The organism is Azotosporobacter soli (assembly GCF_030542965.1).
Classification (GTDB): Bacteria; Bacillota; Negativicutes; order SG130; family SG130; genus Azotosporobacter; species Azotosporobacter soli.
Genome location: NZ_JAUAOA010000003.1, coordinates 330707 through 353968 on the forward strand (window position 1 = coordinate 330707; position 23262 = coordinate 353968).

Below are 23262 nucleotides of genomic sequence, written 5' to 3' on the forward strand. Positions count from 1 at the left end.
CTTTGATGCCAGGCAAAAAATCCCGCCGCCGTTTCTTTCGGCGCGGGATTTTTTTTCGCTAGGCACGGTTAAAACTCAGTGGTTGGCATACGCAGAAATAAATCAACAAGTTTTTCCGGCGCCGCTTTGGCGTCGAATAAGATCTCATAGACGGCCTGGCTGATCGGCATTTCGACCCGGCAGCCGATTTCACGCAGCGCAACGGCCGTTGCCGCCCCTTCCGCCAATTTGCCGAATGCTTCCTTGCGCACAAAGGATTCGCCATACTTTCGGTTATGACTATGCGCCGAAAAAAGCGTCGCTTCATAGTCGCCCAAATGGCTCAAGCCGTATGCGGTAAGCGCATTTCCGCCAAGTGCTACGGTGAGACGCGAAACTTCCCTCGCGCCGCGCGCCATCAAAGAGCCTTTAAGACTGCCATAACCTAACGCATCAAGCATGCCGGCCGCGAGTCCCATCACATTCTTCGCGGCCGCGCCAATTTCACAGCCCAGCAGGTCCTGCCCATAATAAAATCGGATCAGCGGGCTATGGAACGCCGCGACGATTTGACGCGTCAAATGTTCCTGCAGAGAATCAATCACCATGCAGTTCGGAATCCCGGCAACAAAATCCTGCACATGGCCAGGCCCTAGCCAAACGGCAAGATTATCGCTCCGGCCGCTTTCCTCGGCAAAAACCTGCGACAATCGTTTGCCGCTGTCGCTTTCCAAGCCTTTCATGCAGAGTACTACCGTCTGGCCGCGCCAATTTTTTTGCTTCACCAATTGAGCGGCAAAACTTCTTACTTCCTGCGCGCCAATGGAAAGCAAAACGATCTCAGCGTGCGCCAGCGCCTCCTCCAGATTATCGCTCAAGCGGACATTCGGCGGCAGCGTCAGGTACTCATTCCTTCGCTCCGCTTGAAAACGCGCCAGATTCAACGAACTCTCTCGCCCCCAGAGTACGACCTCATGCCCAACCCGCGCGGCGTACCACGCCAAAAAACTGCCCCAACGGCCACAACCTAAAACGGAAACGTTCATCTCTTTTTCTCTCCTACGTTTCTTCTTTATTTATTTTTTCGTTTTTTTACTTTTCGCTGTTCTTAAGCGTTCGGATCACATAGAGCATCGGCATGCCGTAATAAAGGATACCATAGCCAGGCAAGGAAAAATCACCGATGAATTTGACCATATCCAATATGCAGGAAGCCGTCAGCGCATACAGGCTGAGACGCGCGGCCTCGCTATACGTCAGGCGGCGCTTCATGCTCCGGGCCAGCCAAAACGTCAGCAGCGTGACAATCGTCGCGCTCAAGATTTGCGCGAGAAAATAATAAACCAACCCCATGAAGAGCGCAATCAGACTGAGCCATTTCAAAGCCGGAAGCCAGTGAGCCACATCGCTTTTCGTCAGCGTCGCTTCCTGCAAATGGCTGAAATTGGTCGTGCGCATGTCGCCTTCGCCTTTCTTATTGATCATCGCATTTTCGGTGAAGAGCACGCCGCTTTTATACCCCTGCAGCGCCGCTTCGCCCGTCTGCCCCGTCGTATCTACGATCACAATCGTATCCTCGTCTTGCCGGAAAACAACGTAGGGCATTTTCCCCTCGACCTTAAGTTTACCCTCTGCAACGACAAACTCAGGAAACGAATCATTAAAGGTTTCGACGACTTCGTTCACGCCGCTCGTGACCCAAAAGATCACCTTAAAGCCCATCAGCGTACCCAAAACCAACGAAAGCAATAAAAAATAATGCACTGCTTTGCGTAGCGGTTCCTGCAGCGCAAGTTTGTAAAATTCGATCCGGAATAAACTTCCGATCAATTGTTGCAGCATCTTGGCGCTCCTTTCCTCGAAAACTCTTTCTCCTTCTATAAATTCAAAACACAAACGGATTTTCCTGCCGTAAATTTTCAGAGCGCACTGCAAGCGAAGAAACGGAGATAACGCCGAAGGCCGCAATTTTCTTTGCAGCCTTCGGCGTTATCTCTTGAATAAAATATCTATTCGTTACGCTGGTTACCCATTACGCCAAATAGCTGTTGCAACTCCGCCTAGTTTTCGCCACTGCAAAACAGACGGAAGAGGCTGCCGTGTCAGCGGGCCATTTGCGTCTCAAGCGGCTTGAGCAATGTAAGAATGTCGCTCGGTTTTTCCAAACGATAATCCGGCCCGAGCAAATCCTTCGTCATCGTTCCCCAAAGAGCCAGCGCAAAGTCGACGCCGGCTTCTTTGGCGCAGCTGAGATCATGCACCGTATCGCCGATGTATAACGCAGTCGCCGCATTCGCACCACTCAGCGCGAGAAATTTCAGAAGCGGGTCCGGATTTGGCTTATGTTTGACGGTGTCGTCGGCGCAAATGACGTAAGGGATTTGTTTCACCAAATGCGTTACCAACGGTTCCGCCGCCAGTTGCGTTTTGGTACGCGATGTCACGATGCCAAGCGTCACTCCCCGTTCGGCCGCCATGCGAACGACCGCTTCGATTCCGGGATACAATGCAATCTTATCCCTCCAGAACTTAACATTGTCGATCCATTTTTCCATGATGCCCTCAGCATCCTCTACGCCAAGCAGCGTCAGACCGCGTGTCCCCGGTATGCCGCATACGGCGGCCAGTTCCGCCAACGTATGCTCGCGTCCCAGTTCATCCAATAACACCTTCTGCAGCGCCAGCTGATTTACCGTCTCCGTATCGATCAGCGTACCATCGACATCAAAGACTAGCGTCTCATACTTTTTCATCCGAATCGCCAACCCATCTTTTTAATATTGTTTAATATCGTTATCACTATAATACAACAACTTTTCTTCATTTTCAATACAAAACAATTTAAATTAATAATAAACCTTTCTCTCCTGCTTGTTGTATAATGATTTCGGAGGTGTTGCTCTTTTGTTTGCGCAAGAACGTCATGACGAAATTCTACGTCGTCTCGCTGCCGCCGGAAAAGTCACGGTCAAGGAACTGTGTCTCGCATTCGGCGTCACCGAAGATTGCATCCGCAAAGATCTGAACAAGCTGGAACGGGAAAAAAAATTAAAACGCGCCTACGGCGGCGCGATTGAACTGCGAAAGAAACTTACGATCGCCGCTTTGGATGAACGGCGTACGGAAAACATTGCGCTGAAACGTCGCATCGCCGCCAAAGCGTTCCGCCTACTTACGCCCGGCGACCATATTTTTTTAGACACCTCGACGACCAATCTGCTGTTGGCCGATCTGATCGCCGACAGCCAGCTGCCGTTAACGGTGATGACTAACATGATCGATATCGTCAAGGCGTTTGACCGCAGCCAGACCAGTACCGTGCTTTGCACCGGCGGCACATACCGTCCGAGCATCAACGGCTTTGTCGGCGCGCTGGCCAACGCGACGATCGAACGCTATAAATTTGACAAAGTGTTTGTCGGCGTCGGCGGTCTCAATTTGACCGAAGGTTATCTGACGATTCTCGAAGCCGAAGAGGGTTTGACGAAAAAGACGATCATCGACGCCGGACGCGCCGTATATTTGCTGATGGAAAATCGCAAGTTCCACTTTGATGCCTACTACAAATTTGCTACAACCAACGATTTGACCGGCATCGTCAGCGAAGAGGATCCCGGCGAAGAAATTCGCGCCGCGCTGGCCGAACAGAATATCGTTCTCTTTTGAAACCAGCTGTTACATTTTTTTCAACGACCGCTTTAACGCAAAAAGGAAGGAGGCAAACGTAAACTTTGCTTCCTTCCCTTTTCTTTATCGCAGGCTAATCGCGAATCAGCCATTTGCTTTCAACAGTCGATATGCCCGCTTTGCGGTATTGATCGACCAACTCCTGGCGGCTTTTCTTCGTCATCGTCAGCACGACATCATCGACGACCTGCACTTTGTAATCACGGTTCACCGCCCCCTGTGCCGTACGGTACACGCAATACGCTCCGTCAAGGCCGAGCAAAAAGATCTCGTCCACCTGATTGGCAATCAGCAATTCTTCGAGCTCGCGATTGGCAAACGCATCGGCGCGGCATTTGGCAAAATAGTGCGGCGATACGACTTTAAGCCGTCCGTCAAGACGCGCTCCGTCGCTGCCTGCCACGGCACGCCCCCGGCCAAGTAAACGGTTCAATAAGGTATCCGGCCATTCATGGCCGATATATACGACCAGCATATCCTGTTTCACTGCACCTTCAATGACGCGATTCGCCAGGTTTATGAAGGAAGCCGTTTCGGGAAAGAGCGGCTTCTTGCCGTTTCGCTCCCCGGTGAAATCTTCCTGAATGTCGACGACCAACAGCGCACTGCGTGGTTTGAGATACGTGCCGATCTTTTTCCCCTTGGTCGGCATCAGAGTCCTTGCCGCTTTAACCGCCAGCGTACCGGCTGCGCCGACTGCGCCGAGCAATAAAGACCCCAGTAGATATCTGCCTAGCTTCATCTTCTTATCCTCCGCTTCTCTTTCGTTTTTTCGCCTCAACCTTGAAAGCTTTCTCTGTAAGAAAATTCGCGCAAAATTTTCAAATTCCTGCCTTTTTGCTCGCTGACGCCTAGAAGCCGCGCACTCTGTGAAGCCAAAGAACAGATCGCCATTTGACGCCAGACGGTAAGCAAGGTATCGTATAGATAAAACTTTTTCCTCGGAGAAGCAACTTTTGTTTTCCTGCGCAGCAGCGCCCGCGCAACGACTCAACCATGGAAAGAAGGTTTTCTTATGCATCATTTTTTGCCGACTTCGCCGCGTCTGCGCGGCATCTGCCTCTTGCTGCTTGCGTCAACGCTTTGGAGCACCGGCGGCTTATTCATCAAATGGGTGGACTGGAACCCGCTGGCGATCGCCGGTTGTCGCAGCGCCATTGCCGCGCTGGTCATTGCTTTTAGTTTTCGCAGCGCTTCGGTCCGCTGGAAAAGCAAACCGCTGCTGCTCGGCGCGGTCTGTTATGCCGGAACAATGCTCACTTTCGTCGCCGCCACCAAGCTGACCACCGCCGCTAACGCGATTTTGCTGCAATACACGTCTCCCGTCTATGTCGCAATCCTCGGCGCGCTCTTTCTGCGCGAAAAGGTTACGTTGCGCGACGTTTTGACGCTGCTTTGCGTCGCAGGCGGCATGTACCTGTTCTTTCAGGATCAGATGTCGCCCGGTCATCTTTACGGCAATCTGCTCGCGATCGCCTGCGGCATGATTTCCGCCGTAATGATCGTCGCCTTGCGCCGTCAAAAGAACGCTTCCCCGTTCGGCTCGATCCTGCTCGGCAATGTGCTCACGTTTTTCTGTGGTCTGCCTTTTATGTTCGCGGGTCAGCCTTCACTGCGCGGCTGGCTGGCGCTGCTCATCCTCGGCGTCTTTCAGCTCGGCATCTCCTTCGTGCTTTACTCGATCGCAATCAAATCGGTTACCGCGCTCGAGGCATCGGTCATCACGATGCTCGAACCGCTTTTGAATCCGGTCTGGGTCTTTCTCTTTCTTGGTGAACAGCCCAGCAGCAGCGCTCTCCTGGGCGGCGCCATCCTGCTCTTGGCGCTGAGCGCCCGCTTTCTGGTGCCGGAACGAAAGAAGAAAACAACGCCGCTCGCCTCCTAGCTCTTCGCGAAAAGCCAAAACAGCCTCCACGCTTATCAATGCAGGGAGGCTGTTTTCTTTATTTTTCACGCTTCTCATTCTCTTCTTCCTCCAACTGGCGAAAATAGTTCAGCCAGGAAGAGGTTTTGTAAAGTCTCCAATTGCAGGGCGGAAAATAGCGTTCCTGCAAAACGCGTTCTTCTCGCGTCGCACGATACGCCTGATAAATGCTCACATAGATGCATTTTCTTTCGCCGGGAAAAACCTCGCACCAACCCTCGCAGCTGCCGCCGCAGGCACCGTTGCGCTGCTGCTTGGGACAGCTCGACATCGGACAGATGAAAGCCAGTTCGTGCAGCACACAATCGCCGCAAAAGCGGCATTGGTTGGCAATGCCTTTAACAAGAAATTCAAAATAAGTGAACGACTTTTCCAGACTGGAGTCGTCAATTTGCTTCATTATGCGACGGATAAGAGGAAAGCAGCGCGCCTCTTTGGCAAACACCGTCTCATGCAGCCATTGGAAAAGCTTCAGCCGCGCCGTTTTCCCTTTCGCCTCTTCCCCCGCGGGCCCTGACGTCGGCTGCGCGGCGCTCAGATAAAAACGCCCCGGCTTCGCATAAGCGAACTCCGGCAGCAAGCTCTGATAATCGGCGGACAGCGCTTCGCCCTGCTCGATGATCTGCTTCACGTCTTGGTAATGCAGTCCATGCCCGCCGATGTTGATGCCGTCATAATTCAAACCCTTGAGCACCGCATACAATTTGGCGGCGCGCAGCAGCTGCCGCTCTTTTTTCTCGCCCGGCAAGACTGCCTCGGCCTCAATTTCGCGCAGCAGCGCATCACTGACCACACAGCCGGGAATCTTATTGGCATGCATCAGGCGGGCAGCAGGCAGCGACAGGACGAACACGTTGCCAATCAGGGCAACGTTTGGATGCTTCTTGCGCATATACTTCGCCAATTCGTCCATCTTCTTCACATCATAGCCCATCTGGCTGATGATGAATTGCGCACCGCTCGCTATCTTTTTGTCCAATTTATAATACTGCGCCATCGTTTCGGCTTCCGTTTCTTTAAAAGGCGAAACGACCGCACCGGCAAAAAAACCGGCCTCTTCCTTTTGATTCAAGGTTTCAGCCAGGCGTAACGTCTGGACCGAGTCGAGATCAAAGACCGGTTTGGCCTGCCCCATCACACTATCCATCGGATAGTCGCCGGTCATGACCAGCAGGTTTTTGAGCCCCGCTCCCGCCAGCGCATACAGATCGCTTTCGATCGCACTGCGGTTCTTATCCTTACAGGTATAGTGGATAATCGGCTCGATTCCACTCTTCTTGATCGCCACCGCCAGCGGATAAGTCAGGATCGAAGGCTTGCCGCCCGGGCTGTCGGTCAGCGTGATACCGTGCAGCAGACGATCTTGCGCCGCCAGCTCCGCCATCTCCAACACTTTCTTTTGGTTCGGCGCATTCACGCCGCGCCCGGGAACCATTTCCCAGGTCAATGCAAGGCGATCCGGCCGGTGCAGCGCCTCTTTGAGCGATATGTACTCGTCCGCCATATTCGTATCCTCCCTATGAAACGCGCTCTTATCGCCCCCGGCCCACCGGACAGGCAAATTCACAGCAGCGACAATACTTGGTTATTTTCACCGGCTCCGCGCCTTCGACAGCGCAAAGCTCCGCCGTCTCTTCATCGATCTTCATCTGCTGATTGCAGGCGACACGGCTGTAATTGCCATTCCTGCCCGGCAATTCGGCGCGACCGTATTTCTCCTCGCTGTACAATTGTTCGGCAAAGGAATTTTGCGGACAAGCCTGCTTACAGTATCCGTCGCACGGGGCGCACGGATCAAAGGAGAGCGGTCCGGTCGGCTGAAGCTCGATATCGAGCGTCAGCGCACGCAGTCTGACGCGCGAACCGTACTCCGGCGTCAAGAGCAAATTGTTCTTTCCCAGACAGCCGAGGCCTGCGAGAACCGCGGCATCCTTTAAAAAGATGCCGCCTTTTTCAACATGATAGGGCAGATTGACGCCGTTGAGTCCAGCCGTTTCTTTCAGCCAGTCGCGCAGCGCATTGAGCGTCGCGATCAGTTTCTTATTGCCGGGCGGATTCAACTGTCCATGCCAGTGATCAAGTTCCGGCTGCTCTTCCGGGTGCGCATAGGCGATAACCACGACCGAGCGCGCTCCTTCAGGCCAGACGACTTCTCCCGCCCTGACCGCATGCTTTTTCTCCTCGCGTGCGCCGACACCGCTGTATTCGGGCATTTGCGGCGCGACCGTGAAAGAAGGCGCGCGTTTAAGATCTTCCACCGAAGCGATGCCAACCAGCGTGGCCCCGAATTCTTTCGCCTTATTAAGGATTTGCGCGCCAAGCGCCAGTCTTTCCCTTTGATTCATGCAATCCCATCCTTTCCATAAAAAAAGCAGGCCAAAAAAACCCTTCTGCAGAGTTTTTTCAGCCTTCAGTTTTCTGATCGGCTATTTCTTTTAAATTACGCGTTGAATACGTAAAATATAGCACGCGTCAGCAGCTTTGTCAATTTCAGCTTGTAATGTTGACAACTTCTTTCTTTCCTGTCATACTAATGTCTATCATTCGTCATCTGATAGCTAATTGGAAAACCAAAGGCTAAGAACGATTCTTTCGTTCTTGGTCTTTTTTATTTTTCAAAGGAGGAATGCCGCTTCACAAAACGCTTCAGCGCATCCGTTCAAGCACACTTTCATTTTTAAAAGGTAAGGGAGGAATTTATCTTGTCCAAAAAACTTTTTGCACTCTTGCTGTCCTGCGTCTTTTTATTTTCTCTTTCGCTCCTTGGCTGCAGCAAGTCGAACGCGCCAGCTGCTCAAATATTGAAAGTCGGCTCCGACACCACCTATGCCCCTTTCGGTTTCCAGGATGAAAAAACAAAAGAATATGTCGGTTTCGATATCGACCTGATCAAGGCAGTCGCCAAACAAGCCGGTTACGAAGTGCAACTGCAAAGCATGAACTTCGACGGCCTGATTCCGGCGCTCGACAGCGGCTCGATCGACGTTGCGATTTCCGACATGACAATCACGGATGAACGGGCAAAAAAAGTCAATTTTTCTAAACCTTATTACAAAGCCGGTCTCTCGATTGTCGTTGCCGCGGGCAATACCTCTATTCAAAACTTTAAGGATCTGGAAGGGAAAAAAGTAGCCGTTTCCATCGGCTCTACCGGAGCCGATGAAGCGCATAAGATTAAGAATGCCAAGATCGTCGAGTTCAACGCGATCGCCGAAGCGTTTCTCGAGCTGAAAGCCGGCGGCGTCGACGCGGTGATCAACGATTCGCCGGTCAATGAATATTATATTTTACACGAAGGCAGCAAGACCGCCAAGATTGTCGGCGAGCCGCTAAACTCCGAAGATCTCGGCATCGCTACCGCCAAAAGCAATCCGGAACTCGGCAAGAAACTCGACAAGGCTTTGGCCGAAATCAAGGCAAACGGCAGCTACGAAACCATTTATCTGAAATGGTTCGGCAAAAAACCGCCGCAGTAAGTTTCTTGCGCAACTTGAAAAGGCCCTGCATGTTATAAAAACAACATGCAGGGCCTTTTCGCAGTCAGATTAGCGGTTTGCCGCCTCCAACGCGCGCGCCAGTTGATCCGTACAGGAGGTCTGATTGCGACAGATGTTTCCTTTAAATTTCGCAACAACCTCCTCCACGCGCATTCCCTCCAGCAACTTGCTTAGCGCGGCAAGATTGCCCTGACAACCGCCGGAGAACTCCACCTTTTCTATAATTCCGTCATGCAGCGCAAAGCGAATCTCTTTTGCGCATACGCCTTCCGTCCGATAGGTTTGCATGGTTTCTTTCATTCTTCCTCCTCTATTTTGCCGCATTGCCTGCGATATTCATAATGTCCCAGGGACGCGAAAACGGCGGCGCATAAAAGAAATCCATCATGCCCAGTTCCTTCGTCGTAACGCCGCCTGCCACCGCCATCGCCAACGCATTAATCCGTAAGATCGAAGCCTCCCGTCCGGCAATCTGCGCACCAAGAATTCGTTTACTCTCGCATTCGTAAATCAATTTCAGGAAAATCTCCTCTTGGTTTGGCAGATAATTGCTGTGATCTTTGTCTTTAACAAACACCGTCCGACAGGAGATTCCCATTTTTTTCGCCTCGGCCTCCGTGATGCCGGTGCGTCCGGCGGCCAGTTCCATTACCTTCACTGCCGCCGTTCCCAAAGTGCCGGGAAATTGTTGCTTACCGCCCGCCATATTTTCGCCGACAATACGGCCAATACGATTGGCCGTCGTCGCCAGCGGAATATAGACGTCTTTATGGCTAACCAAGTGATGCACACTGGCGCAATCGCCTGCGGCATATACATCGGGCAAGCTGGTTTCGCCCAAATCATTTATCCAGATTGCTCCATTAGGCAGCATACGCAAATCGTTTTCCGACAAGAAACGGGTTTGCGGCTTCACGCCGGTACAAACCACTACCAAATCCGCCGGATAAGCGCCCTTGTTCGTGACAACGGCGCTGACCGCCGTTTCCCCTTGCAAACGTTCGACGGTTTCCGCTACATGCAATTGAACGCCTTGGCTGCGCAGTTCCGCTTCCATCAGATCGGTAATTTCCGGATCAAACGAATCCGGCAAGACACGATCATCGAGCTGGATCATGCGCACTTCTTTTCCCTGTTTGTGCATCGCTTCCGCCAACTCGAGGCCAATATAGCCCGCGCCGATGATGACGACATTGCGGACAGACGCTTGGCGCACGAGAGCTTTCAAAGCCTGGCCATCCGCGAGCGACTTTAAGGTAAACACATTCTCCAGCGCAATATTGCCAATCGGCGGCAGCATCGCAGTCGCGCCGGTTGCAATCATGACCTTGTCATAGTGATCTTCAAAAATTTTGCCGCTGCCCAGTTCTTGCACCTGCAACGTTTTTTTACGCGAGTCCAGCTGCAAGACCTGGTGTCCGGTCCGCATCTGAATTCCGCTGTCGCTCATTTGTTGCGCCGTGCGTGACACCATATAATCCGGATCGTCAAAATAATCTCCCACATAATAAGGCAAGCCGCAAGCGCCAAAGGAAACCACTTCCGATTTTTCATACATGACGATTTCCGCTTCCGCAACCATTCGCCGCAATTTAGCTGCAGCGCTCATCCCCGCCGCTTCGCCTCCGATAATAATGAAACGCATCTTTTTTCCCCTTTCTCCGTTACCGTTAGGCAGCGTCTTCCTCTTCCGCTTCACCTGAGCGACTGTAGGATTCGCCGTCCAATTCGCCTGCGATGCGGCTCGTCATGACGCCAACCGTCATGGCGCCGCTTACGTTAAGCGCGGTCCGTCCCATGTCGATCAGCGGTTCAATTGCGATCAGCAAGCCCACCAAGCCGACCGGCAAGCCCATCGACGAGAGGACGACCAGCGCGGCAAACGTCGCTCCGCCGCCGACTCCGGCAATGCCAAACGAACCGATCGCGACAATAATAATCAGTTTCAATAAAAAGCCGAGTTCAAACGGATTGATGCCAACCGTCGGCGCGATCATTACCGCGAGCATCGCCGGATAAATACCGGCGCAGCCATTTTGGCCGATGCTTGTGCCAAACGAGCCTGCTAAATTGGCATACCCTTCTGGGACGCCCAATTTTTTCACCATCGTTTCGATGGTCAAAGGCAGCGTACCCGCGCTGGTGCGTGAAGTAAAGGCAAAGGCCATGACCGGCATGATCTTTCCTACATACGTGAACGGATTCAAGCCCATACAGAATAAAAGAAATAAATGAACGGCAAACATCAAAATCAATGCCGTATACGAAGCGAGTACAAATTGCATCAGCGTCAGGATTTCGCTAAAATTACTCGTCGAAACAAATTTGGCCATCAGCGCCAAAATGCCGTACGGCGTAAGGCGCAGCACCAACGTTACCAGACGCATGACCACGTCATGCACGACATTGACCATCTTGACAAAGAAATCCGCAACTTCCGGCTTTTTCTTTTTAATGCCCAGCACGGCAATGCCGATAAAGGCCGAGAAGAATACCACCGACAACGTGTCATTGCTGCCTTGTCCGGTCATTGCATAGAACGGGTTGGTCGGAATAATTTCAATCAATTGCTGTTGAATCGGTTTCGCTTGAAACGTAGTCAGCTTGCCTTCCAAGCTTTTCTTGGCGCCCAATTCCGCTTCGCCGGTTTGCATATTTTCCGCCGAGAGATGGAAAGCCAAGGAAGATCCAGCGCCAATCGTTGCCGCAATCGCAGTCGTCAAGAGCAACAGACCGATGATCATGCCGCCGGCCCGTCCCAGCGTTTTGGCGTCTTTCAGATTGGTAATCGCCGAAGTGATCGAGACCATGATCAGCGGCATTACGATCATTTTCAACAACCGTACATAACCGGAACCGATTACGTCAAACCAACTGTTGGTTTGCTTGATCAGCGCGGCATTGTCACCGAAGATCAATTGCATCGCCCCACCCAATGCAATACCGAGAACCAAGCCTGTCATAACCCGTTTGCCGAAACTGGCGTGCTTTTGCTGCATCCGATATAAGACGCCCATCAGCACCGCCATCACCAATAAATTTACAAATAGTCCTGTTAGATTATTCATAAGACCCCTCCTGCTTTCACATTTTTCTCTCTTGCTGCGTCCTCTCTTTTCCCTTTCCTTTAGTTCTTCAGTCTCGTTTTATAACTAAGCAATATTCATGCCAACTAACAATACCAGCAATAGCAGGGTTGTTGCGCTTTCTTTTTACGCCAGTTTCTCATATTGCGAAGTTTACTGCTCCCGCAACGCAGAGTTGCCTACCAAATCAGACTTCTCATTTTGCGACATAATTCTCATATTGCAAAACCTCCTTGTCTTAACAAGGAGGTTTTGCCGCATCACTCCGCTTCGAGCGCTTCATATTCCTTTAATTTTCGGTACAACGTCGCTTTGCTGATGCCGAGCCGCTTGGCCGCTTCTTCTTTGCCCGCTAAACTGAGTCCGAAGGTGGATAACGCTTTTTTGATCATTTGCCTTTCCACTTCCGCAATCGTAGTAAATTCCGGCACGCACACATTGCTGCTCGAAATCCGACTGGCTACATTTTGCGCCGTGATCATGCTTCCGCTTTCCACGCTGACCAAGTATTCCATCACATTTTCCAATTCGCGCACATTCCCCGGCCAGTCATAGCTGATCAAAATCCGGTATGCCTCATCTTCGATTCCGTCAAGCTCGTCTTTGCCGCTCGCATTGCGATGTTTTTCTAAAAAATGCCGGATCAAGCCCGGTAAATCTTCACGCCGCTGACGCAACGGCGGAATAAGCAGCGGAAACACATTGATGCGGTAGTATAAATCCTGACGGAATTCATTGCGCGCCACCATCGCTTCAATATCCTTATGGGTGGCCGAAACAATCCGCACATCCGCCGAAACGCTTTCGGTACCGCCTACCCGTTCCACCCGCTTTTCTTCCAACACGCGCAGCAGCTTGGCCTGCAGCGGCAACGACATGTCGCCAATTTCATCCAAAAAAAGCGTCCCGCCGTCGGCCAGTTCGAACTTGCCTGGTTTGCCGCCTTTGCGTGCTCCGGTAAACGCGCCTTCATCATAGCCGAACAATTCGCTTTCCAACAAGTTTTCCGGAATGGCTGCGCAATTTAGCGCGACAAACGGTTTGAGCATTCGCTCGCTCATGCAGTGCAATGTCCGCGCAAACAGCTCCTTGCCAGAACCACTCTCGCCGCGAATCAATACGTTTGTCGTACTGCGCGCCGCCATAGCCGTTATTTTTTTCGCCCGCTGGATCGCTTCACTGATCCCCAGGATCATGTCGGTGTCGCAGCCGATCGTTCGGCTGTACTTCGAGACGATTTTTTTCACCGTCGTCATTTCCTGAATCGCGGCCACCGCGCCCTTCTTTTCCGCACCGTCAAACCATGGCGTCACCGTGGCAACGCAATGCACCAGCCGATTGCGAATCATACTCGACACTTCGCGATTGGCAATTTCACGCCCCTGCTTCATGCCGCCTTCCGGCAGCAATTCCGGGAACAGACTGCTAATGGCAAGACCGATTCCTTCGTCGCCCTGAAACCCAAGAATCTGTTTGGCCGCGGTATTCAAACGGACAATGACGCCGTTCGAATCCAAGGCAATAATGCCTTCCTTCACGGCATTGACGATGGTTTCCAATTCGTTTTTCATCGCTGCCAGTTCCTTTATGCGTTCCTGTTCCGCCACCTTGCCTGCCAAGAGTTGTACCATGCCTTCGACAACTTCAAACAATTCGTCCCGGCGCGTCAACAGCACTTCCTTTTGTTGCGGTAAAAAGGCGACCAGCGCCACAAGGCCAATGACCGCGCCATTCATGCTGATCGGCACGCAAAGCTGCGCCAATTCCATACAACGTGTGCGCTTTTCGCAAAGCAGGCACGAATCAGCCTGAAGCGGGTTTTCTACGACGACCCGCTCTCCGCTTTGAAAGACCGACGCAAAGACCGGCGTCTGTTGCAGTCGCTTGCCAATCAGCTTTCTGTACGGACCCGTTCCAGCCACCCGGTTGAACATGCTGTCCACAATTGTCACTTCTACGGCCAGCATACCCGCCATTGATTCCGCGACCTGCTGCACCATTTCATGTATCTGTTGCAAACTTGCCATACTCCGACCTCTCACGCCGCCGTTTTATCCGGCATCTTTTTAAAATAACTATTCACATAGTAGCATACTTGCGCACGAAGATATATCGCTAAATACTTCCCTTTAAAAAGTTCTTTGCTTGCGAATGGCGCTCCAATCCGTTTTTAAATGCTAAACGGACTGGAGCGCCATTTTTTTATTCGGCTTTTGGACCGGCTGCGGCAATTTCCGGCAGCATGTCTTCGCTGAATTGGGCAAAGTTTTTTTCAAACAGCTGCGCTAACTGGCGCGCTTGTTTCTCGTAAGCGGCGCCGTCTTGCCAGGTGTTTTTCGGCTTCAGAATCTCCGCCGGTACGCCGGGACACGAAGTCGGCACCTGAACATTAAAGATCGGATCCAATTCATAGCTGACGTCGGCCAAAGCACCTTCGATCGCCGCACTGACCATCGCTCGCGTGTACGCCAGGTTCATCCGCTTGCCTTCGCCGTATGCACCTCCGGACCAACCGGTATTGATCAGGTATACGTTCGTGCCGTGCTTGGCCAATTTTTCGCCCAGCATTTTCGCATAGACGAGCGGCGACAAGGGCAGGAACGGCGCGCCAAAGCAGGCGGAAAAGGTCGCTTGCGGCTCCGTGACGCCGCGTTCCGTACCGGCCAGCTTACTGGTATAACCGGATAAGAAGTGATACATTGCCTGTTCGTTATCGAGTTTGGCAATCGGCGGCAGCACGCCGAACGCATCGGCCGTCAAAAAGACCACTGTCTTCGGATGACCGCCGACGCCCGGGATGACCGCGCCCGGAATATAATCAACCGGATATGCAACGCGGGTATTTTCGGTAAATTCTATGCTGTCGTAATCGGCCTCGCGCGTCCCTTCACGCAGCGAAACATTTTCCAGCACCGAACCAAAACGGATCGCCTGCCAGATTTGCGGCTCGCCGACTTCGCTGAGCCGGATGCATTTCGCATAGCAACCGCCTTCAATATTAAAGATGCCTTCATTGCTCCAGGCATGCTCGTCATCGCCGATCAAACGCCGCTTAGGATCGGCCGAGAGCGTCGTCTTGCCGGTACCGCTCAGTCCGAAGAAGAGCGCCGTATCTCCTTGATCGCCGAGATTGGCCGAACAGTGCATGCAGAGGATGTCGCGTTTCGGCAGCAAATAATTCATGACCGTGAAGATCGCTTTTTTCATTTCGCCCGCATAATGCGTGCCGCCGATCAATACCATCCGTCGCTCAAAATTCAGTACGATGAAAACCTCCGAATTCGTACCGTCGATCGCCGGTACCGCCTTGAAGCCGGGAATGCAGATGACTTTAAAATCATAGCGACTTTCCTGTTGCCCCTCTTCCGGGCGGATGAACATCTGATGTACGAATAGATTTTGCCAGGCAAATTCATTGACGAAGCGGACCTTGACGCGGCTGCTCTCGTCAGCGCCGGCATACCCGTCGAAGACAAACATCTCCCTGTTTTGCATGTACGCCTTCATTCGGTGATACAAATGAATGAATTGATCTCCCTCAAATGCCTTATTGCTGCCCCAGGCAATATCGCTATGCACGGCCGGCGTTTCTACGATAAATTTATCGTTAGGCGAACGTCCCGTATATTTGCCGGTCGTGACGCGCAACGCGCCCGTTGACGTCAACACCCCTTCCGCGCGCGCAACCGCTTTTTCCACCAATTCCGCAGGCGTCAGGTTGGCATATACATGACTCGCACCATCCACCATAGACAGGTACTTATTTTCTCCTAAACTCTCCATAATTACCTCCTATTGAATACTATTTGGTTATATAGTGTATACGATTCCTTTGTATTGTACCACATTTATGACCACTCTTCCATCCCGCATTTCCACTTTCTTATTTTCCCGCAGCCAAAGCTATACGTCGCTGCCCCAGCATGCTACAATCAAAACAGCATCTCGATATTCTGGGGAGGTCATTTCATGAACGATACGATTCAATTGTTGCGGCGGCATACTTCGGTTCGCCATTTCACATCACAAACGGTTCCCGACGAACTTGTGCGTGCCGTCGTCGAAGCAGGACAGTGGGCATCCACTTCGAATCACATTCAAGCTTATACTATAATCCATGTTCGCGACCAAGCAAAAAAAGACCGCCTGGCGCATTTGGCCGGCGATCAGACCTATGTCGCGGACTGTCCTGTCTTTCTCGTTTTTTGCGCCGACTTGAAGCGCTTGGAAACCGCCTGCGCGCTCAACAATACGACAATGGAAAGCGGTTCGAGCGAAACCTTTCTGCTCGCTACGATCGATGCGACCCTAGTCGCGCAAAATGTGATGATTGCCGCTGAGTCGTTGGGCCTTGGCGGCGTATATATCGGCGGGCTGCGCAATCGGCCGCGCGAAGTTTGCGACCTGCTTCGGATTCCCGAACAAGTCTACCCGGTTTTCGGCATGTGCCTCGGTTATCCGGCGCATCTCAATGCCGGCAAGCCGCGTTTGCCGCTTGCCCTCGTGCTGAAGGAAGACTCCTACGACACAAGCGGCGATGCGCCGCTCTTAGCGCAATACGATCAGGAAATCAGCGACTACTATAAAAAACGCAGCGCCGGCAAGCGCAGCAATACCTGGTCGCAGGGCGTCACGGCGATGCTTAAAGACAAGCAGCGGCCGCACATGCGTCAATTTCTCGACGAACAGGGATTTCATCTGAAATAGCATCCGTTTGAACGGTGCGCAACCACTGATAAAGCTGGTTGCGCACCATTTCTTTGTCCTCTTTGCTTAAACGCAGCGCATCGTTTTGCAGCGCTCGCAGCAGTTCTGCTGTAGTCATTTCCATGTTATGCATCGTTATCTCTCACTCTTTCTTTTTATTAGCGAATATTTCTTTCGCTCATCATCTCATTATGCACCAGGTTCTCCGTGCCGGGAAAAACCTCCATCTTAGGACGCCCTTGCGCGCCGCGCGCGTATCTTTTTTTCAACATGCCCTCCAGTTCCATATGATTCAGATATTTGCACACCGCCGTTTTAGAAAGCATCGTCTCTGTTGCAATTTCATCGATCGTCTGCCATTTTTTATTTTCCTCCATGCATTCCCATATTTTTTGCAACGTATACGGATTCACTCCCTTTACCGACTTGTTAAAAAAGAGATTGTCTTTGGGCAGTTCGATCAAGCCTAATATTTTCTCATCGACATCACGCTGCGATGTTATGTTTATTTTTTCCTCCATTCTTTCCTTCAAGAATTCGAGCGAACGCTGCAGCCGCAAAACTTCAATCGGTTTCACCAGACAATCGGCCGCACCGCAGCGCAGCGCCGCAGCCAGCGCTTCTCCATCCGAGCCATTCATCAAGACAACGATCTCTTTGTTATATTCTTTCTTGCGCAACTTCAAGACGCTGCCCGGTTCCCGCCCTGCATCGACGATGATCACGTCGACTTCCGAAAAACACAGCGCTCTTTCAGCCAAAGCATAGGAAGCGTAATTGCCGCGCAGCGTAAAGCCATCCGCCTCCGCCAGGCAACTAAAAAGAATCGCACTCGTTTCTTTATCCAAATTGATCACGGCCACTGCTATCATCGAATCTTCTCCTTTCAACCGATTCCCTGTCACTGCAACGATTTCAAAAAAGCGCTTACCACTTCCGGATCGAACTGCCCGCCCGAACAGCGTTTCAGTTCCGCCAAAGCATCTTGCTCGGTTCGTTCTTCCTTATAGCAGCGTGCGGACGTCATCGCGTCATAAGCATCGGCGACGGCGCAAATCCTTGCCAATAAAGGAATCTCAGCACCTTTCAGCTGATAAAGATATCCGTTGCCGTCAAAGCGTTCGTGATGAAAAAGCGCAATCTCTCTGATCTCATTTGGGTATTCGCCGCTATTCAATAGCTCATAGCCCATTATGGTATGACGTTTCATTTCCCCGAATTCCTCTGCATCCAAACGCTCTGCCTTCGTCAGAATCTGCTGTGCGACCGAAAGCTTGCCGACATCATGCAGCAAACCGCCCCAACCAAGCTGGGTCATTGTCGTCTCATTCAAGCCCATTTCCCTGCCGATCCCGATCGCAAAGCGGCTCACCCTAAGCGAATGTTCCAGCGTCTCAACGTTTTTTTCCTTTAATTCTTCAAGCATCGGCAATGGCGGCGCAGCAAACATCCCTTTCATGCTGCGCCCCATCGTTTCCTTCATCATGCCCCCATGGCTTTCAAAGTTTTCTCTTAGCTCGCCTAAAATCCTCGCTACACTTTCTTCCCGCAAATCATACCTCTCCCTTATTCTTCAAGCTCTCCCCATTTTGCTCCCTTTAACTAAAAAAACCGATAATCCCCCCGTTTTACGGAGTAAATTATCGGCTATACAACAACCAGTCGAAACCATTGTCTATTCTGCCTGAAACGTTATGAACTTTTATTCTTTTTCAAAATGGAATCGGTTTCAATGTCGTCACGATAACGACCGCCTTATTGTTGACGATATCCCAGACCGGTATATAGGCAGCCACTTCATAATCCGACATGAGCGACGTTATGATCTGACGTAAATTCTGCCGGGCCAAGCGTTCCACCAGACAACCGCAACTGCAGGCATTCTCTTCCGCAAAACGCTGTTGTTCACCCAAAGAAAAGAAGCCTTCGATTTCAAACAAAAGAAGCTTCTCTTCGAACGCCACCACACGGCACCATTTCGGTCCGCGCCCCAGCAATTCTTTCATTTGCCGTGCAAAGCCGCTGGCCAGCGCATCTTCGCTTTGCGCCTGCCCGTTGGAACGCGCCGTGGAAAACGCTTCTTTGAAGCGAGTCACGCAATACAGTTTATAGCCGCTTTCCTTTTTAACCATTTTTATAAAAACATCTTTTACATCATAGCCAAAGCGCTTCTCAAGCATTTGCGCAACAATGCCATGCACTTTTCTACGCACGACCGGCGCGCCGCTCTTTGACTCGGCAATATGGATCATCCCTTCCAGATGAATCTCATCAAACTCATCCCTGACATCGGCCAACGCCGACACCAGGCGCACATTCTTGCTGTGAAAGATTCGTTTGACCCCAAAGGAAGGAATTCGACTTTGCCGACAAAATAAATCAATGGTCTGTTGCGTTTTCTCTTTTTCACACACCGTCACATCCATGTTCCCAACATCCCTTTCCATGGCGTTATTTACTTACACAAGACTGTCATCATGGCAAAAATGCCGTTTCTCTCCTCATTTCCAATCATCGGCCCGTGTATGTCTAAAACCATACGGATTGTCAGCACTTTGGATCTTGATGCCCTAATAAAAAAACACAGGCTGCCGCCTGCGCTACTCTTCCATGCAACATGGAAATCGGCGGCCTGGCGATCATAGGCACTGCCCTTAGATCCATGGCTTTGCGTCTCCGATTTTCATCGGGTTTGCCTTTTCTTTGCTAGTAAACTTTTTTAAATTCATTTGTATAATACCACCCCTTACCAGCTCAGTCAATTACATTTATAGGACAAAAGTCTCTTTTCGGCAAACCTTTGTCCTTTTTATCGCTTTTTAAACTTAAAAAACCTTTAAGGTATTTGTTACATTTTTAACAAATACTCGCTTATGCACAAGATAAAAACGGCCTACCCTCAAAGCTACGTTTGAGCGGCAGGCCGTTTTCGACGTCTTATTCGTTTACTTCTTCTTCCTCTTCTTCATCCAACGTCGATTCAAACGTATCTAACACGTTGCCGTGATGAGTATCGATCGCATCGTTGATGAGCCGCAGGACGGCGGCGGTTTGCTGTTCGGGCAGCCCCATGGCCAATACGATGTCCGCCAGCGTATCCTCCAAGAGATCCATATCATCCGAGAATAATACCGGTATTTCGTCCGTCATTTCAAGTTCTTTGTCGTCGCACATACTACACACTCCTTCTATGGTCTTACTTGCCGTCACTCTTTGACGGCGGCTGACCACTCTCATGGTATCACGAAACGAGTGCTTTGTCTCGTAAAGAGTTTGTAAAAACGGGAAAAATTCAAGCCTCCTCCTGAATTCGGCAGACCTGCACCAAATTGGTATGCTGCGGATTGCCTTTCGCGAGCGGCGTCGGCTGATACTTCGTCAGCGTGTTGATGCAAGCCCCCTGATCGACGCCTTTGGCATCCGGACGATGCCAGGCTCCCTGCGGCATCGCGACGACGCCTTGCATAATTCGCTCCGTGATCGTAAGCGCAATTTCGAGCGTGCCGCGTTGATTGAAGACGCGAACGCGTTCGCCGTCCTTCAGTTTTCGCCTCTTTGCATCCTCCGGATGCATCCAAAGGCAATGCGGCTGCAGTTTTTCAAGTCGCGCGGAATTACCGAAAATCGAATGCGTACGCCCTTTCGCATGCCAGCCGATCAGCTGCAGCGGATACTCTCGCGTCAAAGGATCATCCGGTCCTTCCCAGCTTGCCACATATTTCGGCACCGCCGGTATATCCTCCGGACGCCCTAGCGCATATAAGCGCGGGGAAAAGATTTCAATCTTGCCGGACGGCGTGGGAAACGGATATTCCTGCGGCGCTTCGATTTGCTTTTGAAAGGCGATATAAGGCGCTTCCCGCGGCTTGCAATATAAACCTTGCTCCGCGAACGATTCGTAGGAGGGAAAATCGTTTTCCCGCTTGCGCGTTTCCTCGACGATGTAACGCGCCCATTCCTCATAACTCCGTCCCTGACTGAACGCAGCCTCCACGCCGAGCGTCGCGGCTAGCTCAACCATCCAATCATAACCGGTGCGTCTTTCAAATTCGGCTTCTACCACTTTATTTTGAAAAATGGCATATTCGGCATAACCCCAGGGCTGAAAAAGATCCAAGCGTTCCAAAAAATTCGTGCTCGGCAGGACAATGTCGGCAAACTTGGCGCTTGACGTCATGAATTCTTCGCTGACCAAGATAAATTCGCACTTTGTCTCATCCGCCAGAAGGCGGCTGGTGGCCGTGATATCGGAATGCTGATTGATTAGACAGTTCCCCGCCAGGCTGGCAAGGAATTTGATGCCGACTTTCAGGCGCTCCGCGCCTTTCACACCATCGGCCGCCGTCATACGATCCCCGTCTTCAATTGCCTGTGGCCAGGTATATACGGAAATCGACGTCTTCACCGGATTCTCATATGGAATCCCCGCCAGTTTAAGCAAAGAATAACCGCCGTAACCGGAAGCCCAGCCGCCAAGAATGCCGACATTTCCGGTCAGCGCGGCCAATACCGTTGCGCCACGCACCGCCTGCTCGCCGTTGGCATGGCGCTGCGGTCCCCAGCCCTGCAGCAGCGCGGCCGGCTTGCGCGTCGCATATTCTCTGGCTAAACGCCGAATTGTCTCTGCCGATACGCCGCTGATCGCTGCCGCCCATTCCGGCGTTTTGACAATGCCATCCGCAGCGCCAAACAAATAACCTCGCAAGGACTGCTCCGGCGCAATGCCGGGCGGCATTTGCGTTTCATCAAAGCCAAGGCAGAAACGCTCGACAAAGGCCCGATCATACAAGTCTTCGCTGATCATGACCTGCATCATCGCGGCCATTACAGCATTATCGGTCGTCGGGCGCAGCGCAATCCACTCGTCTGCCAGTGCAGCAGCCGTATCGGAATAACGCGGGTCGATGACCACGATGCGCGCGCCGCGCTCTTTCGCCGCCTTCAGATACTGAAATGTATTCGTGCCGAACACCGTTTCCAGTGGATTATGACCCCACAAAAGAATGAGTTTTGCATGCAGCCAGTTGTCACGCGAGCTGCCGGTATCCGCAGTGCCGTACGTATATGGCGTCGCGGTCATCGTGCAGGCCGTGCTGTAAGAGTTGTAAAAATCAAGGTATCCGCCGCCGTATATAGAGAGTAAACGGCGGAAAAATTCACGTTCCGACAGACTGCCGGCAATGCCGGTCGCATAATTTATATAGCGCGCTTCCGGTCCATAGCGCTCTGTGATTCGCTTTAGCTGCGCGGCGATCTCAGCGATTGCTTCCGGCCAGGAAATCGGCGTGAACTTTCCTTCGCCTCGTTTACCGATCCGTTTCAACGGCTGCTTCAGACGGTCCGGATGGTAGAGTCGGTCCAGATACATCAAGCCGCGCATGCAGCCTTTAAGCGTCTCACGTCCCTCGCCGCCCGCATCCGGCGTTATCTTTACCAATCGGCCATCCTTGACGTGCGCCTGCATGACGCAACGCCCGCCGCAATTATGCCCGCAGGTCATCAATACCACGCGTTCTTCCGCCATCATGCGCCTCCTGTCACGTTTATTTTGCTACCAGTATACCATAAGATGCGGCTTGTGGCTTGTGGCTTGTGGCTTGTGGCTTGTGGCTTGTGGCTTGTGGCTTGTGGCTTGTGGCTTGTGGCTTGTGGCTTGTGGCTTGTGGCTTGTGGCTTGTGGCTTGTGGCTTGTGGCTTGTGGCTTGTCAATTATATACCTTGCCTAGATGAGAACACACCTTTTTATACACGGCATGAGTCTGCTCAAACAGTGCCAGATACTAGGCGCACCGAGGGCTGTGCCGCGCCGCGTACTAAAGGTACGCAAGCCAGCAACCGCAGGTGCAACAACGTAGCTGGTACTGTTTCAGCAGACTCCGTAAATAAAAAAACACCCTCGCATACGCGAGGGTGATACAACTCCTAGTAACGCGGGTTGTTTTTGCTGAAGCAATCGCGGCAATATACCGGACGATCGTTGCTCGGACGGAAAGGAACTTGGGTGTCGATTCCGCAAGCTGCGCAAACTGCGTCATGCATTTCGCGTTGTTGGAAACCACCACTGCGGCCACCACCGTTGTTTTGTTGCTTGCGTGCTGCACGGCACTCAGGGCAACGACCCGGCTCATTGGTGAAACCTTTTTGAGCAAAGAAATCTTGCTCCGAAGCGGTGAATACGAACTCGGCGTTGCAATCGCGGCAGGTTAAAGTTTTGTCTTGATTCATGTGATAATAGCCTCCTCAAAATTGTTACCCCAGTTATAGTTATTGGAAAGTATTCATTGGGCTTTCTCTAACAATGTTTGAGAAGGACTAATGACATTTTCGCGTAGCCTATTGTTGAGGGCTTCTTTAATATACCTTACCCAGAAGCAAAAGTAAA

The 23262-nt window shown here is 51.7% G+C and carries 21 protein-coding genes and 1 riboswitch; of the genes, 4 read left to right on the top strand and 17 right to left on the bottom strand.

What is annotated here, in order from left to right; genetic code table 11:
* Positions 1-68: 68 nt before the first annotated feature.
* The 3 genes from QTL79_RS05350 to QTL79_RS05360 form a co-directional block, all read right to left on the bottom strand.
* On the bottom strand, positions 69-1025 hold the full coding sequence (locus tag QTL79_RS05350) for an NAD(P)H-dependent glycerol-3-phosphate dehydrogenase (RefSeq protein WP_428845459.1): 957 nt from the start codon (positions 1023-1025) through the stop codon (positions 69-71).
* A 46-nt stretch (positions 1026-1071) separates the two neighbouring features.
* Positions 1072-1821: a DUF1189 domain-containing protein gene (locus QTL79_RS05355; RefSeq protein WP_346353918.1), complete on the bottom strand. Its 750-nt coding sequence runs from the start codon at positions 1819-1821 to the stop codon at positions 1072-1074.
* A gap of 260 nt (positions 1822-2081) precedes the next feature.
* The gene (locus QTL79_RS05360) at positions 2082-2732 is read right to left on the bottom strand and encodes an HAD family hydrolase (RefSeq protein WP_346353919.1); all 651 of its coding nucleotides are present in this window, start codon (positions 2730-2732) and stop codon (positions 2082-2084) included.
* A gap of 151 nt (positions 2733-2883) precedes the next feature.
* Between QTL79_RS05360 and QTL79_RS05365 the strand changes: the two genes are divergently transcribed.
* Positions 2884-3645 (top strand): DeoR/GlpR family DNA-binding transcription regulator, encoded by a 762-nt coding sequence (locus QTL79_RS05365; RefSeq protein WP_346353920.1) that lies wholly within the window; start codon positions 2884-2886, stop codon positions 3643-3645.
* Positions 3646-3739: 94 nt separating this feature from the next.
* Here QTL79_RS05365 and QTL79_RS05370 read toward each other — a convergent pair whose 3' ends face one another.
* Positions 3740-4408, bottom strand: a complete 669-nt coding sequence (locus QTL79_RS05370) for a cysteine hydrolase family protein (RefSeq protein WP_346353921.1) — start codon at positions 4406-4408, stop codon at positions 3740-3742.
* A gap of 273 nt (positions 4409-4681) precedes the next feature.
* On the opposite strand from QTL79_RS05370, the gene QTL79_RS05375 reads away from it, so the two are divergent.
* Positions 4682-5551, top strand: a complete 870-nt coding sequence (locus QTL79_RS05375) for a DMT family transporter (RefSeq protein WP_346353922.1) — start codon at positions 4682-4684, stop codon at positions 5549-5551.
* Between the two features lie 58 nt (positions 5552-5609).
* Here the strand turns inward: QTL79_RS05375 and QTL79_RS05380 are convergent, their stop codons facing one another.
* Entirely contained in the window at positions 5610-7094 is a 1485-nt protein-coding gene (locus QTL79_RS05380; RefSeq protein ID WP_346353923.1) for a methylenetetrahydrofolate reductase C-terminal domain-containing protein, read from the bottom strand.
* Between the two features lie 28 nt (positions 7095-7122).
* A complete protein-coding gene (locus QTL79_RS05385) occupies positions 7123-7935 on the bottom strand; it encodes a hypothetical protein (protein WP_346353924.1) in 813 nt (270 codons plus the stop codon).
* A gap of 357 nt (positions 7936-8292) precedes the next feature.
* Between QTL79_RS05385 and QTL79_RS05390 the strand changes: the two genes are divergently transcribed.
* The gene (locus tag QTL79_RS05390) at positions 8293-9066 is read left to right on the top strand and encodes a basic amino acid ABC transporter substrate-binding protein (protein ID WP_346353925.1); all 774 of its coding nucleotides are present in this window, start codon (positions 8293-8295) and stop codon (positions 9064-9066) included.
* 69 nt (positions 9067-9135) lie between these two features.
* Here the strand turns inward: QTL79_RS05390 and QTL79_RS05395 are convergent, their stop codons facing one another.
* The 5 genes from QTL79_RS05395 to pckA form a co-directional block, all read right to left on the bottom strand.
* A complete protein-coding gene (locus tag QTL79_RS05395; protein ID WP_428845460.1) occupies positions 9136-9387 on the bottom strand; it encodes a TIGR03905 family TSCPD domain-containing protein in 252 nt (83 codons plus the stop codon).
* Positions 9388-9397: 10 nt separating this feature from the next.
* Positions 9398-10732, bottom strand: coding sequence for a CoA-disulfide reductase (locus QTL79_RS05400; protein WP_346353926.1), 1335 nt, complete (start codon positions 10730-10732; stop codon positions 9398-9400).
* A gap of 25 nt (positions 10733-10757) precedes the next feature.
* Positions 10758-12155, bottom strand: coding sequence for an L-cystine transporter (locus QTL79_RS05405; RefSeq protein ID WP_346353927.1), 1398 nt, complete (start codon positions 12153-12155; stop codon positions 10758-10760).
* A gap of 278 nt (positions 12156-12433) precedes the next feature.
* Complete coding sequence (locus QTL79_RS05410) at positions 12434-14200, bottom strand: sigma-54-dependent Fis family transcriptional regulator (protein ID WP_346353928.1); 1767 nt, start codon at positions 14198-14200, stop codon at positions 12434-12436.
* Positions 14201-14375: 175 nt separating this feature from the next.
* On the bottom strand, positions 14376-15956 hold the full coding sequence (gene pckA / locus QTL79_RS05415) for a phosphoenolpyruvate carboxykinase (ATP) (RefSeq protein ID WP_346353929.1): 1581 nt from the start codon (positions 15954-15956) through the stop codon (positions 14376-14378).
* A gap of 186 nt (positions 15957-16142) precedes the next feature.
* Here pckA and nfsA point away from each other — a divergent pair, with 186 nt between their 5' ends.
* Positions 16143-16880 (top strand): oxygen-insensitive NADPH nitroreductase, encoded by a 738-nt coding sequence (gene nfsA, locus QTL79_RS05420; RefSeq protein WP_346353930.1) that lies wholly within the window; start codon positions 16143-16145, stop codon positions 16878-16880.
* A 158-nt stretch (positions 16881-17038) separates the two neighbouring features.
* On the opposite strand, the gene QTL79_RS05425 is transcribed toward nfsA, so the two are convergent.
* The 6 genes from QTL79_RS05425 to QTL79_RS05450 all read right to left on the bottom strand — a co-directional run bounded on the left by QTL79_RS05425 (position 17039) and on the right by QTL79_RS05450 (position 23105).
* Positions 17039-17752 carry a hypothetical protein gene (locus QTL79_RS05425; RefSeq protein ID WP_346353931.1) on the bottom strand — a complete coding sequence of 238 codons (714 nt, stop codon included), beginning with the start codon at positions 17750-17752 and terminating at the stop codon, positions 17039-17041.
* A 29-nt stretch (positions 17753-17781) separates the two neighbouring features.
* Positions 17782-18432, bottom strand: a complete 651-nt coding sequence (locus tag QTL79_RS05430) for an HD-GYP domain-containing protein (RefSeq protein WP_346353932.1) — start codon at positions 18430-18432, stop codon at positions 17782-17784.
* A gap of 160 nt (positions 18433-18592) precedes the next feature.
* Positions 18593-19306 carry a hypothetical protein gene (locus QTL79_RS05435; RefSeq protein WP_346353933.1) on the bottom strand — a complete coding sequence of 238 codons (714 nt, stop codon included), beginning with the start codon at positions 19304-19306 and terminating at the stop codon, positions 18593-18595.
* A 197-nt stretch (positions 19307-19503) separates the two neighbouring features.
* Positions 19504-19587, bottom strand: a riboswitch (cyclic di-GMP riboswitch).
* Positions 19588-19817: 230 nt separating this feature from the next.
* Positions 19818-20054 carry a hypothetical protein gene (locus QTL79_RS05440; protein WP_346353934.1) on the bottom strand — a complete coding sequence of 79 codons (237 nt, stop codon included), beginning with the start codon at positions 20052-20054 and terminating at the stop codon, positions 19818-19820.
* Between the two features lie 118 nt (positions 20055-20172).
* On the bottom strand, positions 20173-22404 hold the full coding sequence (locus QTL79_RS05445) for a DMSO/selenate family reductase complex A subunit (protein WP_346353935.1): 2232 nt from the start codon (positions 22402-22404) through the stop codon (positions 20173-20175).
* A gap of 398 nt (positions 22405-22802) precedes the next feature.
* Positions 22803-23105 (bottom strand): zinc-ribbon domain containing protein, encoded by a 303-nt coding sequence (locus QTL79_RS05450; protein ID WP_346353936.1) that lies wholly within the window; start codon positions 23103-23105, stop codon positions 22803-22805.
* Positions 23106-23262 lie beyond the last annotated feature (157 nt).

What these genes read in the sequence shown, in the direction of transcription:
- QTL79_RS05350 (WP_428845459.1), bottom strand. Translation starts at nt 1,025, where the DNA reads ATGAACGTTTCCGTTTTAGGTTGTGGCCGTTGGGGCAGTTTTTTGGCG.
- QTL79_RS05355 (WP_346353918.1), bottom strand. Translation starts at nt 1,821, where the DNA reads ATGCTGCAACAATTGATCGGAAGTTTATTCCGGATCGAATTTTACAAA.
- QTL79_RS05360 (WP_346353919.1), bottom strand. Translation starts at nt 2,732, where the DNA reads ATGAAAAAGTATGAGACGCTAGTCTTTGATGTCGATGGTACGCTGATC.
- QTL79_RS05370 (WP_346353921.1), bottom strand. Translation starts at nt 4,408, where the DNA reads ATGAAGCTAGGCAGATATCTACTGGGGTCTTTATTGCTCGGCGCAGTC.
- QTL79_RS05375 (WP_346353922.1), top strand. Translation starts at nt 4,682, where the DNA reads ATGCATCATTTTTTGCCGACTTCGCCGCGTCTGCGCGGCATCTGCCTC.
- QTL79_RS05380 (WP_346353923.1), bottom strand. Translation starts at nt 7,094, where the DNA reads ATGGCGGACGAGTACATATCGCTCAAAGAGGCGCTGCACCGGCCGGAT.
- QTL79_RS05385 (WP_346353924.1), bottom strand. Translation starts at nt 7,935, where the DNA reads ATGAATCAAAGGGAAAGACTGGCGCTTGGCGCGCAAATCCTTAATAAG.
- QTL79_RS05395 (WP_428845460.1), bottom strand. Translation starts at nt 9,387, where the DNA reads ATGAAAGAAACCATGCAAACCTATCGGACGGAAGGCGTATGCGCAAAA.
- QTL79_RS05400 (WP_346353926.1), bottom strand. Translation starts at nt 10,732, where the DNA reads ATGCGTTTCATTATTATCGGAGGCGAAGCGGCGGGGATGAGCGCTGCA.
- QTL79_RS05405 (WP_346353927.1), bottom strand. Translation starts at nt 12,155, where the DNA reads ATGAATAATCTAACAGGACTATTTGTAAATTTATTGGTGATGGCGGTG.
- QTL79_RS05410 (WP_346353928.1), bottom strand. Translation starts at nt 14,200, where the DNA reads ATGGCAAGTTTGCAACAGATACATGAAATGGTGCAGCAGGTCGCGGAA.
- pckA (WP_346353929.1), bottom strand. Translation starts at nt 15,956, where the DNA reads ATGGAGAGTTTAGGAGAAAATAAGTACCTGTCTATGGTGGATGGTGCG.
- nfsA (WP_346353930.1), top strand. Translation starts at nt 16,143, where the DNA reads ATGAACGATACGATTCAATTGTTGCGGCGGCATACTTCGGTTCGCCAT.
- QTL79_RS05425 (WP_346353931.1), bottom strand. Translation starts at nt 17,752, where the DNA reads ATGATAGCAGTGGCCGTGATCAATTTGGATAAAGAAACGAGTGCGATT.
- QTL79_RS05435 (WP_346353933.1), bottom strand. Translation starts at nt 19,306, where the DNA reads ATGGATGTGACGGTGTGTGAAAAAGAGAAAACGCAACAGACCATTGAT.
- QTL79_RS05440 (WP_346353934.1), bottom strand. Translation starts at nt 20,054, where the DNA reads ATGTGCGACGACAAAGAACTTGAAATGACGGACGAAATACCGGTATTA.
- QTL79_RS05445 (WP_346353935.1), bottom strand. Translation starts at nt 22,404, where the DNA reads ATGGCGGAAGAACGCGTGGTATTGATGACCTGCGGGCATAATTGCGGC.
- QTL79_RS05450 (WP_346353936.1), bottom strand. Translation starts at nt 23,105, where the DNA reads ATGAATCAAGACAAAACTTTAACCTGCCGCGATTGCAACGCCGAGTTC.